9 protein-coding genes are annotated in these 14,835 nt (G+C 67.1%); 6 read left to right on the top strand and 3 right to left on the bottom strand.

The window, feature by feature from the left end; genetic code table 11:
- The first annotated feature begins 70 nt into the window (after nt 1-70).
- The 6 genes from AC1RPL_RS13800 (at nt 71) to AC1RPL_RS13775 (ending at nt 11,830) form a co-directional block, all read left to right on the top strand.
- Nucleotides 71-817 (top strand): FadR/GntR family transcriptional regulator, encoded by a 747-nt coding sequence (locus AC1RPL_RS13800; protein WP_493069887.1) that lies wholly within the window; start codon nt 71-73, stop codon nt 815-817.
- Between the two features lie 450 nt (nt 818-1,267).
- Nucleotides 1,268-7,342, top strand: coding sequence for an autotransporter-associated beta strand repeat-containing protein (locus AC1RPL_RS13795; protein ID WP_493069886.1), 6,075 nt, complete (start codon nt 1,268-1,270; stop codon nt 7,340-7,342).
- Between the two features lie 31 nt (nt 7,343-7,373).
- Nucleotides 7,374-7,739 (top strand): EF-hand domain-containing protein, encoded by a 366-nt coding sequence (locus AC1RPL_RS13790; protein WP_493069885.1) that lies wholly within the window; start codon nt 7,374-7,376, stop codon nt 7,737-7,739.
- 109 nt (nt 7,740-7,848) lie between these two features.
- Complete coding sequence (locus AC1RPL_RS13785; RefSeq protein WP_493069884.1) at nt 7,849-9,030, top strand: serine hydrolase domain-containing protein; 1,182 nt, start codon at nt 7,849-7,851, stop codon at nt 9,028-9,030.
- Nucleotides 9,027-10,268 carry an exo-beta-N-acetylmuramidase NamZ family protein gene (locus tag AC1RPL_RS13780; protein ID WP_493069883.1) on the top strand — a complete coding sequence of 414 codons (1,242 nt, stop codon included), beginning with the start codon at nt 9,027-9,029 and terminating at the stop codon, nt 10,266-10,268. Before AC1RPL_RS13785 ends, AC1RPL_RS13780 begins: the two co-directional genes overlap by 4 nt.
- Nucleotides 10,269-10,276: 8 nt before the next feature.
- Entirely contained in the window at nt 10,277-11,830 is a 1,554-nt protein-coding gene (locus AC1RPL_RS13775; RefSeq protein ID WP_493069882.1) for a sodium:solute symporter family transporter, read from the top strand.
- A 2-nt stretch (nt 11,831-11,832) separates the two neighbouring features.
- Here AC1RPL_RS13775 and AC1RPL_RS13770 read toward each other — a convergent pair whose 3' ends face one another.
- From AC1RPL_RS13770 to AC1RPL_RS13760, 3 genes are read right to left on the bottom strand one after another with little or no spacing between them, the layout of a single operon-like run.
- Entirely contained in the window at nt 11,833-13,809 is a 1,977-nt protein-coding gene (locus AC1RPL_RS13770; protein WP_493069881.1) for an ATP-binding protein, read from the bottom strand.
- Nucleotides 13,802-14,440: a chemotaxis protein CheX gene (locus AC1RPL_RS13765; protein ID WP_493069880.1), complete on the bottom strand. Its 639-nt coding sequence runs from the start codon at nt 14,438-14,440 to the stop codon at nt 13,802-13,804. Before AC1RPL_RS13765 ends, AC1RPL_RS13770 begins: the two co-directional genes overlap by 8 nt.
- Nucleotides 14,437-14,820: a response regulator transcription factor gene (locus AC1RPL_RS13760; RefSeq protein WP_493069879.1), complete on the bottom strand. Its 384-nt coding sequence runs from the start codon at nt 14,818-14,820 to the stop codon at nt 14,437-14,439. Before AC1RPL_RS13760 ends, AC1RPL_RS13765 begins: the two co-directional genes overlap by 4 nt.
- Between the last annotated feature and the right edge of the window lie 15 nt (nt 14,821-14,835).

Genomic DNA, 14,835 nt, shown 5'->3' with positions numbered 1-14,835 from the left:
CCAATTGCCTATTCCAAATGGGCGCAGTCTAAGGCATTGCATTCGCTTCCGACCAAGAACTGAGGGCTTTATGGCTGAACGCCGTCTTTTCCAGGATATCGCCGAGCGGATTGCCGCGATGGTCGCGGAGGGTGTTTTCCCTCCCGGATCGCGGCTGCCCGGCGAGCGGGAGATGGCGGAGCGGCTGGGCGTGAGCCGAGTCACGATCCGCGAAGCCGAGATCGCGCTGCAGGCGCAGGGGTTGGTGCGGATCAAGACCGGTTCGGGCGTCTATGTCTGCGATCGCGGTGAGCAGGCTGCCGGCGCGCTGCCGGTGGTGAGTGCGTTCGAGTTGACCGAGGCGCGCTCGCTTTTCGAGTCCGAGGCGGCCGCGCTCGCCGCGCCGACGATCAGCGACGAGCAGATCGAAGTACTGGAGGCGCTGGTCGCCGCCATGTCCGAAGCCGAGGAGGGCAGCGCCGCCGCCACCGACGCGGACCGGGCATTCCACCTGACCATCGCCTCTGCCTCGGGCAACCAGGCGATCATGTTCGTGATCAATACCCTCTGGCGGATGCGCACCGAGATCCCCGAGATCTGCGCGCTCCACGCCTCGGTCTGCCACAAGGACGACGACACCCGCCATGACGAGCATGCCGCGGTGCTCGAGGCGCTGAAGCAGCGCGATTCGGTCGCGGCGCGCACGGCGATGCGGAAGCATTTCAGCCGGCTGCTCGAGGCGATGCTGAAGGCGAACGAAGAGCAGGAAATCCTGGAGCTCCGCCGCAAGTCCGAGGCCAGCCGCAACCGCTTCCTGATCAGCGCTCAGCTGAGCTGATCCGCCCGCGCCGCTGCGGCGCGCTCCATCCCTGAAACTTGCGAAGGGTCGCGCGAGGCGTGGCGTGGTTCGGCGCGTCCTCGTCCGGTGCGCGTGCGGAGCGACGCGTCCGGCGATTTGGCGCGAACCATCGGCTTACAAATCTGGCTAAGATTGGACCAGACCAGTATCTTATTACTGGACTAACCATTCTATTGACTCCGGACCGGAGATCGGGCCTTATCACCACAATTCCGCAGCCGGTCCGTCTGGACCGGGAAAAGCCGGAATATGCAGAGAGGTGTGCCATGGGAGTGCAAGCGAAGATGCCGACGCCGGCCTAGCGCCGATCACCGCCGCCTAAGGAGCGGCGAGGGCGAGTGCCGCGGCGCGCGCTCACGAAATCACAAGCAGCCAGAGCACTGGCGAGACCAATGCGGCCGAACGCGCCGCTTCTGGGGAGGAAGACTCATGACCTTTTCGATCCGCGCCCGCAGCGTGCGCACCCGCCTGCTGATTTCCGCCTGCTTCGCGGCGCTGCCCACGGTGGCGCATGCACAGAACACCACGGTTGGTGCGGGAACGACGAGGACCAGCAACATCAATCTGGACGCCGACGACACGCTGACCGTGGCGGCGGGCGGCACGATCCAGGTCGCGGGCAACCGCGCGGTGACGATCAACGGCGCCAGCACCGGCACCGGCATCGTGATCACCAATAACGGCACGATCGAAGGTGTACCCACCAGCACGACCAATGGCCGCGCGATCAGCGGCACCGGCGGTGCGGCGAACCCGCCAACGGTTCCCGTCGCTCCGGTCTGGGAACGCACGATCACGATCAACAACAACGGCCTCATCCGCGGCGCGAACGACGCGATCCAGATCACCGCGACCGCGGCCGACACCGGCATGATTACGATCAACAATTCGGGCACGATCATCAGCACGGGTGCGACCAACACTGCCGGGATCGGCCAAGTCGCCCAGGGCGTCGAAGTAACGATCCCCGGCGCCACGCTCAATCTTACCAATGCCGTGGGCGGATCGATAACCGGCAATGAAGGGGTGCTCAGTTCGGCACCGTCGACTATCGTCAATGCCGGTACGATCACGGGTACCGGCACCGTGGTGCAGACGGGCGTGAGCAGCACCACCGGAGAACCAATCTACAACGCCAGCCAAGGCGAAGGCGTTCGCGCCAACGGAAACCTGACCCTTACCAACGAGGCTACCGGCGTCATTAGTGGCGTCTATGGCGTCATCGGTGCCGGCAACACCACGATTATCAACCGTGGCACAATCAGCGGTGGCGAGGGTGGCCTGACGACCTCGACGCTGACACGCGAGGCGATCCGCATCAACCTCACCGCGAGCAGCACGACCAACAGTGTCACGCTTGCCGCCGGCAGCGTCACCACGGCCGGCACCGGCCCTAACGCCAGCGGCGTCGCAGTAACCTTCGGTGGCTCGGCATCGAACGTCGCGCCCAACACCGTCAACACGCTCACCATCGAGACCGGCTCGATTATCAACGGAACGATCGCGGCTGCCTCCAGCACCAATGCCACCGACATCTTGAACTTGACCGGTACCGGTGCACAAGTGCTGGTTAACACCTCCGGCATCGATACGCTCAACGTGCTGGGTGGCACCTGGGGGATCATCAACACGCAGACGCTGCGTAACGGCGCGACGATCGCTGCCGGCGCGACGCTGCGCTTCGACGATCTCGACGCCACCAATGGCGGCGCGGTGGCGGGCGCGATCGTCAACAATGGCACGCTGGCCTATAACCGCACGCGCAACCTGCAGATGAGCGGCGCGATCAGCGGCACCGGCGGGCTGCAACTGCTCAATATCGGCAACCTGACGCTGACCACGGCCAACAGCTATTCCGGCGACACAGTGATCAGCGGTACCGGCATGCTGCGCACGGGCCTGCTCGATAACAGCTTCTCGGCCAATTCGGCCGTGACGATTGGCAGCGGCGGCACGCTCGACCTGAACGGTGTCGATGCCGGCGGCAGCAGCACCCAGATCGGCTACAACCAGGTCATCGGCAATCTGTCCGGTGACGGTGCTGTGACCACCGGCAGTATCGCAGGCGCGACACTGACCACCGGCGGACTTGGCGGCGACACGGTCTTCTCGGGCGTGGTCAGCCAGCTTGGCGGGCTCAGCAAGGTGGGTAGCGGCACGCTGACGCTGTCGGGCAACAACAGCGCGACCGGCCTGCTCGCGATCAATGGCGGCGGCGTGGCGCTGTCCGGGCGCTGGTCGGGCAATGTGACGATGGCGGCGGGCACCAGCCTGGGCGGCGCAGGCCGGATCAACGGCGTGCTCGATGCCTCGGGCGCGACGCTGGCCCCGGGCAATAACGGCGTCGGCACGCTGACCACTGGCGGGCTGATCCTCTCGGGCACCTCGGTGCTCAACTATGAGCTTGCTGCCCCCGGCACGGGGGACCGCATCCAGGTGAATGGCGGCCTGACGCTCGATGGCACGCTGAACGTCGCCGATGTCGGTGGCTTTGGCGAGGGCGTCTACCGGCTGATCAACTACACCGGTGCGCTCACCGACAATGGCCTGCTGATCGGCGGTGTGCCCGCCGGCGCCAATGGCAGCCTGATGACGATCCAGACCTCGGTCGCGACCCAGGTGAACCTGGTCTATGGCACGCCCGCGGCGACCACGATCCAGTTCTGGGATGGCACCGACAATTCGGGCGACGGCATCGTGCAGGGCGGCAGCGGCAGCTGGACCAACAGCTTCCCCAACTGGACCGATACGACGGCCACCAACAATAGCGGCTGGGCCGGCGCGTTCGGCGTGTTCCAGGGAGCGGCCGGCGTGGTCACGGTGGACGACGCGATCCTGTTCTCGGGCGCGCAGTTCATCACGGACGGCTATGAGATCGCCGCCGGCAGCGGCACGCTGACCACCAACACCGCGCTGACCAACCTCCGCGTCGACCCGGGCCTGACCGCAACGATCAGTGCGGCGATCACGGGCAGTGGCGGGCTGCTCAAGAACGACGCCGGCACGCTGACCCTCTCGGGCGCAAACAGCTATGCCGGCGCGACCAATATCCAGGGCGGCACCGTGGTGGCGCTGAATGGCGGCGCGCTGCCGGCGACGAGCAACGTCTCGGTCGCATCGGGCGCAACGCTGGATATTCGCGCGGATCAGGTGATCGGCGGGCTCAACGGCGCGGGCAACGTGCTGCTCGGCGCCAACCTGACCACCGGCGGGCTCAATGCCAATGACAGCTTCACCGGTTCGGCAAGCGGCAATGGCGGGCTGACCAAGACCGGCACCGGCACGCTGATCCTCGGCGGCACCAACCGCTATCTTGGCGGTACCCAGGTCAATGCCGGCACGCTGCAGCTTAATGGCAGTGTCGCGGGCGCCGTGAACGTCGCCGGCGGCGCGACGCTCAGCGGCTCGGGCAGCGCAGCGGGCGTGGTGACGATCGCGGACGGCGCGCACCTTGCCGCTGGCGGGGCCGGGGCGGGGACCTTCACCGCGGGCGGGCTCGTCCTGTCCTCGGGCTCGGTGCTCGACATGGGGCTGGGCGCGCCGAACGTGGCGGGCGTCAGCGACCGGATCCAGGTCAATGGCAACCTTACGCTGGACGGCACGCTCAACGTGACCGACCTCGGCGGCTTCGGCGTCGGCGTCTATCGCCTGATCGACTATACCGGCACGCTCACCGACAATGGCCTGACCATCGGCACGCTGCCGGCCGGCTCGAACGCGCCGCACATCAATTTGCAGACCGCGGTCGGCCAGCAGGTCAATTTGGTCTATGACAATATCGTCCCCGAGATTCAGTTCTGGGACGGCGCCGGCACCACCGCGAACGGCGCGGTCGGCGGCGGTTCGGGCAGCTGGACCAGCAACGCCACCAACTGGACCAACGCGAACGGCACCGCGAACGACAGCTGGGGCGGGCGCTTCGCCGTGTTCCAGGGTGCGGCCGGCACCGTTGCCGTCAACGGCGCGATCAGCGTGACCGGCGTGCAGTTCATGACCAGCGGCTATGTGATCGCCGCGGGCACCGGGAGCCTGAGCCTGGCCGATGCGCAGACCAATATCCGCGTCGATCCGATCGTCTCCGCGACGATCGCCGCGAGCATCGGCGGCACCGGTGGGATCAACAAGCTCGACAGCGGCACGCTGATCCTGGGCGGCGCCAACAGCTATGCGGGCGCCACCACCGTGGCGGGCGGCATCCTGCGTGCGGGCGTCGGCGGCGCGCTGCCGACCGGCACCAATATGACGATCGCGGCGGGCGCGACGCTCGATCTCGCGGCATCGCAGACTGTTGCCAGCCTGGCCGGAACGGGCAGCGTGACGCTGTCGGGCGGCAGCCTCACCACCGGCGGCGGCAACACCGACACGCGCTATGCCGGCGTGATCAGCGGCAGCGGCGGGCTGACCAAGGCGGGCACCGGCGTGTTCACCCTGGCGGGCACCAACAGCTACACCGGCGTGACTACGGTCTCGGCCGGCACGCTGCGGCTCGACGGCGGCACGATCGCCGGCAGCAGTGCGCTGAGCGTGGCTGCGGGCGCGACCTTCGACGTCAACGGAAACACCGCTTCGGTGGGCACGCTGAGCGGCGCGGGTCGCATCCTGCTCGGCGCCGGCACGCTGACCGCGGGCGGTACCGCCAACAGCAGCTTCACCGGCGTGATCAGCGGCTCGGGCGGCTTCGCCAAGACCGGCACCGGCACGCTGACGCTGGGCGCCGCCAACACCTATACCGGCGGCACTACCGTGACCGGCGGCACACTGACCGCGGGCGCCACCAATGCCTTCGGCACCGGCACGCTCACCGTCACTTCGCCGGGCGCGGTCAATCTCGCCAACTTCGCGACGACCGTGGGGGGCTTGGCCGGCGACGGCAACATCGCGCTGGGCAGCGCGATCCTGACCGTGAACAGCACGGGTTCCAGCGCCTATTCTGGTGTACTCTCGGGCACCGGCCGCCTGATCAAGTCGGGCACCGGCACGCTGACGCTGAACGGCGCCAACACCTATACCGGCTCGACCACGATCAACGACGGCCTGCTGGTGGTGAACGGATCGCTGGCGGGAACGCTGACGATCGGCGCGACCGGACGCCTGGGCGGCTCGGGCAAGACCGGGTCGCTGAGCGTGTCCGGCATCGTCGCCCCGGGCAATTCGATCGGCACGCTCAACGTGACCGGCAGCCTGACCTTCGCGGCGGGTTCGACCTATCAGGTCGAAGTATCGCCGACGGGGCTCTCGGACCAGATCATCGCGACCGGCGCGGTGACGATCAACGGCGGCACCGTATCGGTGCTCACCGGCGGCGCGACCAACTTCCTGCCGCTGACCAGCTACACGATCCTCACCGGATCGACGGTGACCGGGACCTTCGGCGGCGTCGTCACCGATCTCGCGTTCCTGACGCCGAGCCTGGTCTACAATGCCAGCACCGTGCAGCTGCGGCTGCTGCGCAACGATGTGAGCTTCACATCGGTCGGGCAGACGCCGAACCAGGTCGCGGTGGCCGCCGCGGTCGGGGCGAAGAGCTCGGGTGCGGTGTTCGATGCGGCGATCGGCCTGAACGCCGCCGATGCACGCGACGCCTTCGACCAGCTTTCGGGCGAAGTGCTGGTGGCGGGCGCGGTGGTTGCCGGGCGCGACGCGCACGATGCGGGCCGCGAGCTGATCGCGCGCATCGACGGACCGCGCGGGCAGAAGAAGAGTGCCTGGATCTCGGGCGATATCGGCAAGCTCAATGCGGGCGCCAGCGATGGCTATGCCAAGATCGAGTCGGATCGCACCGTGATTGCGGGCGGGCTCGAGATGACCGGCGACACGCTGCGCTGGGGTGTCTCCTATCGCTATGCCAAGAACGATATCGGCCTGGCGGCGCGAGGCAGTACCGCCGACCTGACGAGCAACGGTGTCTTTGCCTATTTCGGCTTCACCAGCGACGGGGTCCGCATTGCCGGCGGCGTGGGCTATTCGGCCTTCACGCTGAACACCGATCGCCAGGTAGCGTTCGGTGGGCTCACCAACCAGCTCCATTCGGGCGGCGACGGCCAGAGCTGGGTGAGCTTTGCCGAGGCGGCCTATCTGATGCCGCTGAGCGAGGGCGTGCGCGTCGGCCCCTATGTCGGTGGCAGCGTGAGCGCGGCGGTGCTCGACAAGACCCAGGAATGGGGTGGCGCCGCGGCGCTGAAGGCGGGGCGGATGCGCACGACCACCACGCTGGCCAGCTACGGCGTGCGCGGCACTGCGGCGCTGGGCGGGGTAAGCCTCTCGGGTGATGTGGGTGCGCGCTCCTATCTGGGCGATGCCGAGGCGCTGCGGGCGTTCAGCTTCGTCGATACCGGCAATGGCTTCGTGGCGAGCGCGGGCCAGTTCGGCAGTACGACGTTCACGGGGCGCCTCGATGCCTCGACCAATGTCGGCCGTTTCGTGCTGGGCGTCGGCGTGCGCGGCGAGACCGGTAGCGGCGGCTCGAGCTACAGCGGCCGGGCTAGCGTTGGTTTCCGTTTCTGATCAAGATGATAGACCTAAGGAGAGACGAATCATGAAGACGTTGAAGATTGCCGTCACGATGGCCGCCCTGCTGATCTCGGGCCAGGCGCTCGCCCAGAAGGCCGGCCAGACCCGCGCCGAGGCGCAGGCGGCATCGGCCAAGAAGTTCAAGAATCTCGACGCGGACGGCAATGGCAAGGCCAGCCCGGCCGAGCTGCTGGCGTTCATGACCAAGGCGGCGGAGAAGCGCGGAGAGACGATGGACCAGGCCAAGGTCGATCGCCGCCTCAAGCGCCTCGACACCGACGGCGACGGCAATGTCAGCGCCGCCGAGCTGGCCGCCGAGGACCTGGCCAAGTTCGACAAGAACGATGCCAACAAGAATGGCGTGATCGACGCGGACGAAGCCGCGCAATGATGGGCGGGCGCCTTGCCCGCTGGTTATAGCTGGGCAAGGCGCGGTTCCTTGACCGCATAGCCGCGACCACCCCATGCTGCCGCGAACAGGCGGACCCAGGGGAGAGAAGATGGTCGCGACGAGACGCCTAAGGGCATTGGCAGCCGCTGGCGCGCTGCTGCTTTCCTTTCCCGTCGCATCGGCGGTTGCGCCTGCTTCCCATTCCATTGCCCCGGCGAAGGCGCAGCTCTCGCCGGCGTTCGCGGAAGTCGAGACCTGGGTGGGCAAGGCCTTTCCCGGCGCGGTGCTCGCAGTGGGGCAGCATGGCAAATTGCTGGCGGTGAAGGCGTTCGGGCGGATCGATTCCACGCCCGGCGCGCCGGCGATGCCTAGGAACGCGATCTTCGACCTGGCCTCGCTCACCAAGGTGGTGGCGACGACCAGTGCCGCCGAGATCCTCTACGACCGCGGCCAGCTCGATCTCGATGCGCCGGTGGCGCGCTATCTGCCCGAATTCGCGGGGACGCCGGGGCATGATGCGATCACCATTCGCCACCTGCTCAGCCACAGCTCGGGCTTCAAGCCGGTGGCCGGGCTGCTCTGGGGGAAGGCGAGTGACCGCGCCGGTATCCTGCGCCAGCTCTACACCATGCCGGTCGGCAACCCACCGGGCACCGTCTATGTCTATCAGGACTTCAACCTGATCCTGGTCGGCGAGATCGTCTCGCGGATCACCGGCCAGCCGCTCGACCAGTTCCTGGCCAAGGAACTGTTCGGCCCGCTGGGGATGAAGGACACCGGGTTCAATCCGCCCAAGAGCCGGTTGTCGCGGATCGCGCCGACCGAGCAGGACAATAGCTTCCGCCACATGCTGGTGCGCGGGGTGGTGCATGACGAAAACGCGTATGTAATGGGCGGGGTCGCCGGGCATGCCGGACTGTTCTCGACTGCGACGGACCTGTCCCGGATCGCGCAGCTCTATCTTGATCATGGCCGGTACCGCGGCAGGCAGCTGATCAAGGCGGACACGATCAAGCTGTTCATGCAGCCCCAGGGCCTGCCGGCGGGGAGCAGCCGCGCGCTGGGCTGGGACATGCCATCGGCGAAGGGCTTTGCCGGCCCGCTCGCCTCGCCTCATGCGATCCTCCATACCGGCTTCACCGGCACCTCGATCTATATCGATACGGACCGCGACGCCTTCATCATCCTACTGACCAACCGGGTGAACCCGACCCGCGACAATGCGGAGATCTTCAAGGCGCGGCCGGCGATTCACGGCGCGGTGCTCGCCGCGCTGGATGCCGCGAAGTGAAGCGGCTCCTGCTCCTGCTCCTCGCGCTGCTGGTGGCGATGCCGGCTGCCGCACAGGTGCGCACCGGGATCGACGTGCTGCAGGACACGCACTTCGCGCCGCTGCGCGCGATCGCTGCGCGGCATGGCGGCAAGCTGCGCCTTGCCGTGCTCGCCAATCCGATCAGCGTCGACGGACAGGGGCGGCGGACGATCGACGTGCTGCGCCTGGACGGGCAGGCGGCGGTACCGGGGCTCAGCGTGATCAAGCTGTTTAGCGGCGAGCACGGCATCAACGCCGCGACCGACGACATGAACATCGACGACAAGCTCGACACCAGGAGCGGGCTGGAGATCGTCAGCCTTTATGGCCGCACCGATGCCGAGAAGCGGCCGAGCGCGGCGCAGCTTGCCGGGCTGGATGCCGTGGTGATCGACCTGCAGGATGCCGGCGTGCGCTACTGGACCTTCCAGACGCTCGCCAAATATTTCCTCCAGGCCTGCGCGGCGAACGGCGTGGAGGTGATCGTGCTCGACCGGCCGAACCCGCTGGGCGGGCTGGCGGTGCAGGGTCCGGTCTCGACGCCGGGGCGCGAGGACTACACCAACGCGCATTCGGAGCCGATGCGCCCGGGCATGACGATGGGCGAGCTCGCGACTTTGTTCAACGCCGAGGACCGGATCGGCGCGAAGCTGACCGTGATCCGGATGACCGGGTGGAAGCGCGGCGACTGGTATGACGACACGGGCCTCTTGTGGATCAACCCCTCGCCCAACCTCCGGAGCATCACCCAGGCGACTGCCTATGCCGGGACCGCGCTCCTCGAAGGTACCAATGTCAACATCAAGGGGCCGGGCGAGGCGCCGTTCCTTCGCTTCGGCGCGCCCTGGATCAAGGGCACGCAGCTGGCCGCCTATCTGAACGCCCGGGCGATCCGGGGGGTGAGCTTCCTGGCGGTCACCTATGTGCCGGCGAATGACAAGCTTTATCCCTTTGCCGGGCAGCGCGTCGAAGGTGTCGAAGTCATCATCCATGATCGCAACAAGCTCGATGCGCCAGCGCTAGGCGTTGAAACGGTGGCGGCCTTGTGGAAGCTCTACGGGACGGCCTTCCAGATCGAGAAGGTAGACCGGCTGCTGCGCAACCGCGCGGTGCTCGACCAGATCAAGGCGGACACCGATCCGCGCAAGATCGCCGCCGGCTGGCAGGCGGAGCTGAACCGCTTCAAGGCGCGGCGCGCGCGCACCCTGCTGTACTGAGGATAACCATGCACCTGCCCTTCAGCCTTGCCGACTGGATCGTCATCCTCCTCTATCTGGCGCTGCTGATCCTGGGCGGCTGGTGGTTCACGCCCAAGCATACCGGCACCGCCAAGGAGTACTTCCTGGCGGGCGGCAACGTCCCGGCCTGGCTTGCGGCGATCTCGGTGCTGTCCGCCACCCAGTCGGCCGCGACCTTCCTGGGGGCGCCGGACTTCGGCTACCACGGCGACTTCACCTATCTCGGCACCAATCTGGGCGGGCTGCTCGGCGCGATCTTCGTAGCGCATGTGCTGATCCCGCGCTTCTACGCGGCGCGGGTGACGACCGTGTACGAGCTGCTCGGCCAGCGCTTCGGCACGCTGGCGACGCGCTGGGCGGGGGGCATGTTCCTGTTCGGGCGGGTGCTCGCCGGCGGCGCGCGCATCTACCTGGCGGCGATCGCCATCGCGATGGTGATGACGGGGACGGTGAGTGCGCAGGGCATCTTCATCGCCGCTGCGGTTCTCGTCGCAGCGGCCTTCCTGTCGACCTTTGTCGGCGGGCTGAAATCGGTGCTGTGGATCGATCTCGTCCAGTTCGTGATCTTCGTAGGATCGGCGATCGCGGTGCTGGTCTATCTGCGCATGGGCATCCCGGCGAGCAATGCGGAGATCCTGCAGGGGTTGGCGCATGCGCCGAACGGGGCGGACAAGCTGCGGCTGTTCGACCTGACGAGCGACCTCTCCAAGCCCTTCTCGCTGCTCGCGATCGTGACCGGTATCGCGCTGCTCTATATCGCGTCCTCGGGATTGGACCAGGATACCACCCAGCGCTTGCTCGCCTGCAAGGATGCGCGGACCGGCGCGCGCAGCCTCTACTGGTCGGTGATCGGCACGGTGCCGGTGGTGGCGCTGTTCATCACCATCGGGCTGCTGCTCCATGTCTTCTACGACCGGCCCGAACTGATGGGCGGCGCCACCGCGGGCGCGAGCCTGGTGTTCGGCGGCGAGAAGATCAGCGTCTTCATGCACTATATCCTGACCCAGCTACCCCCAGGCCTGCGCGGGCTGGTCACCGCCGGGATCATCGCTGCAGCCGTGGCGACGACCAATTCGGCGCTCAACGCGATGTCGTCGGTGCTGATCCAGGACTTCTACCGCCCCTGGCGCGAGCGGCGTGGTACGGTGGAGGAACATCATTATGTCCAGGCGGGCCGCGCCGGCATGGGCGTGATCGGCGTGGCGATGCTCGTGGTCGCAGTGCTGTCCTTCTACTGGCAGCATTATGCCAAGCTCGGGCTGCTCGAATTCGCGCTGTCGGTGATGGTGTTCGCCTATGCCGGGCTGATCGGGGTGTACCTGACCGCGATCTTCACCCCGCGCGGGACGACCGGATCGGTGATCGCCTCGCTGATCGCAGGCTTCGTGACCGTGCTGCTGCTCCAGCCAGCGATCGCCGGCTGGATCGGGCTGCCGGCGCCGCTCGATCATCTGGCGTTCCCGTTCCAGCTCTGCATCGGCACGGTGATCGCATTCGTCGTCGCCGCGGCACCGGCGGGACGGGGCCGCGCCCTGGCCTGACTTCAGAGGCGGTCGAGCAGCTCGCGTACCCGCAGCGCCAGCGTCTTCAGCGTGAAGGGCTTGGCGAGCAGGTCGATGCCCGGATCGAGCCGCCCGTCGCGCATGATCGCGTCGCGCGTATAACCGGAGGTGTAGAGGATCCGCAGGTCCGGCTGGATCCCGCGCGCGGCCACGGCAAGCTCGCTGCCCGACATGCGCGGCATCACCACATCGGTGACGAGCAGGCACACCGGCGTTTCCTGCCGGCCGAGCAGCTGAAGTGCGGCGGCGCCGTCATGCGCCTCGATCACCCGGTAGCCGAGTTCGCGCAGGCTGCTCACCGTGTAGGCGCGGACATCGTCGTCATCCTCGACGACGAGCAGGGTCTCGTCGCTGGTGCCACTCGGGGTACCGGCATCGTGGCTGTCCTGCTCGGCCTGCGCCGCGCCGATGCTGCGGGCGAGCAGCAAGGTGACGGTGGTGCCGCTGTCGGGGGCCGAGGTGATGGCCACTTCGCCGCCAGATTGCTTGGCGAAGCCATAGACCATCGACAGGCCGAGCCCGGTCCCCTTGCCGACTTCCTTGGTGGTGAAGAACGGATCGAACACCTTGGCGAGCGTCTCGTCGTCCATGCCGACACCCGTGTCGGCTACGCTGATCGCGACGTAATGGCCCGGGGCAAGCTCGGCGGGTCCTTCCGCGACCGTGCGGTTGCGCGCCTGGATGGTCAGCGTGCCGCCGCGCGGCATCGCATCGCGAGCATTGACCGCCAGGTTGAGGATCGCATTCTCGAGCTGGTGCGGATCGGCTTCGATCGTCCAGGTATCAGCGGGGGCGTCGATTGCGATGGCGATGGATTCGGAAATGGTGCGGGTGAGCAGGTCCGACATACCCGAAAGCAGCCGGGGCACGTCTATCGAACGCGGTTCGAGCGGCTGGCGGCGCGAAAAGGCAAGCAGCCGGTGCGTGAGCGCGGCGGCGCGCTCGGCGCCCTTCATGGCATTGGCCAGCGAGCGCTCGATCCGCGGGTCGACGGCAGTGTCGATACGGCGCATCGCATTGTCGATGCTGCCGATGATGATCGTCAGGAGATTGTTGAAGTCGTGCGCGATGCCGCCGGTGAGCTGGCCCACCGCCTCCATCTTCTGCGCCTGGCGCAGCGCCTCCTCGGCATGGTGGCGCTCGTCGATCGCCTTGTTGACGCGCTGCTCGAGCGTTTCGTTGAGCCCGCGCAGCTCGGCTTCCAGCTGCTTGGCGCGCGTCACGTCATAGATCACGCCGAGCAGGCGGAAGCCGGTGCCTTCGCTGTCGCGCAGGATCTCGCCGCGGCGTGCGATCCAGCGCTTCTCGCGCTCCTCGCCGAACTGGATGCAGAATTCGCCGTCCAAGCTGTCGGGAATGCCCGGCGCGTCGCCCTCCGGGATGATCGGCGGCTCGCCTTCGCGCAGCACGGCGTTGATCGTGCGCACCGGCAGGCGGTCTGTCGGATGCAGGCCGAGCAGCCGGCAGAACTCGCCCGAGACGGAGACGGTGGAGAAGCCGTCCTGATATTCGAACGATCCGATGCCGCCGGCGCTCTGGGCGATGCGCAGCCGCTCCTCGGTGCGCTTGCGCTCGGTGACGTCGACGAGCAGCCCGGTGAAGCGGACGGGCTCGTCCTCGTCATCGCGGTGACTCTGTCCGCGGCCATGCATCCACAAGACCGCGCCGGTCGGCGAGATGACGCGGAATTCCTTGGAAAACAGCTCGGCCCCGGCGAGCATGCCGGCAACGGCGATGCGGATGCGCGTCCGATCATCCGGATGAATAGCCTGGTAAAAGATGGAGGTCGGCAGCGGCTGGCCGACCACTGCTTCGTCCAGGCTGTAAAGCTCGGCGAAGCGGCTATCGATCGTCAGCCGGTCACCCAGGATATCCCAATCCCAGGCACCGCTCGCGCCGGCGGCCGCGAGGATGGCCCGCAGCTGTTCGGCGCTGAGCGAAGGCGAGTCGTCAGCCATCCTCACCGACGATGCGCGCGATGAATTCGTCGAGCAGTTCCTTGAGTGTCGCGAGCGAGGGAATGTCCATCAGCATCGCGATATAGCCGCGGATGTCGCGCTGGCGCACCGCGAAGTCGATATAGAGGAACAGCACCAGGCCCTCGGTCTCGGCATTCTCATCGACTTCGAACAGCATCGCGCCGTTGCCGCGCAGCACTTCGGGAATGGTCATGGTCAGCGAGCGCTTGAGCATGTTCGCCATGGTGGCGAGGCAGCCATTGAGGATGACGTTGCCGGTTTCGGCCAACGCCTCATGCTCGAGCTCCAGCACTTCCTCTGCGGTAAGTTCGCCGCCGGTGACCGCGCGGACGAGCTCGAGGCTGTTGCTCTCCGGGAAGATCAGCAGCGCGCGGCCCGAGAAGGGCCCGCTGAAATCCTGGCGTACCGCCACCAGATCGGCCACTTCGCGCTCGCTGATCAGGCGCGCGGCGCGGCGCTGACTGACCACTTCGATCGACGGGACCGAGAGCAGCACCTGATCGCCGATCATCTTGCGCAGCGACGCCGCCGCGCGGCTCACGCCGATATTTACGATCTCGGTAAGGGCGTCGCGTTCCAGTTCAGTGAGTTCGATGGCCTCCTGGGTCACCCCTGGTTCGCCCGCAGCTTGAGTGCGGTGCCGGAAATGAAGCCGGCAATGCCCTCGCTGGTGACGGGCTTGGGGATGAAGGCGGCGCCGATCTCGCGCGCGCGCGCGATGATCTCGTCCTGGATGTTGGCGGTGATGATGGCGATCGGCATGTCGGGCCTCTGAGCGCGTATCTCCGCCGCGAGTTCCAGCCCGTCCATCTCGGTCATGTTGAAATCGACCAGCGCCACATCGGGATTGGCCGCTGCCATGATCTCGAGCGCCTGCGCGCCGCTGCTCGCCTCGACCTTTTGCCATTCGGGCTGCAGTTCCGCCAAAGCCTTGCCGGCGACGATTCGTGCCAGTTTGCTGTCATCGACGATCAAAACGGTGACCGGCATTCAAAAACTCCGAAG

This window comes from Sphingomonas sp. GW821-FHT12D09 (assembly GCF_058807215.1).
This window is presented reverse-complemented; position numbering and strand designations above follow the sequence as displayed.

Excerpts from the sequence above, each read along its gene's own strand:
- AC1RPL_RS13800 (WP_493069887.1), top strand. The coding sequence starts at position 71 with ATGGCTGAACGCCGTCTTTTCCAGGATATCGCCGAGCGGATTGCCGCG.
- AC1RPL_RS13795 (WP_493069886.1), top strand. The coding sequence starts at position 1,268 with ATGACCTTTTCGATCCGCGCCCGCAGCGTGCGCACCCGCCTGCTGATT.
- AC1RPL_RS13790 (WP_493069885.1), top strand. The coding sequence starts at position 7,374 with ATGAAGACGTTGAAGATTGCCGTCACGATGGCCGCCCTGCTGATCTCG.
- AC1RPL_RS13785 (WP_493069884.1), top strand. The coding sequence starts at position 7,849 with ATGGTCGCGACGAGACGCCTAAGGGCATTGGCAGCCGCTGGCGCGCTG.
- AC1RPL_RS13775 (WP_493069882.1), top strand. The coding sequence starts at position 10,277 with ATGCACCTGCCCTTCAGCCTTGCCGACTGGATCGTCATCCTCCTCTAT.
- AC1RPL_RS13770 (WP_493069881.1), bottom strand. The coding sequence starts at position 13,809 with ATGGCTGACGACTCGCCTTCGCTCAGCGCCGAACAGCTGCGGGCCATC.
- AC1RPL_RS13760 (WP_493069879.1), bottom strand. The coding sequence starts at position 14,820 with ATGCCGGTCACCGTTTTGATCGTCGATGACAGCAAACTGGCACGAATC.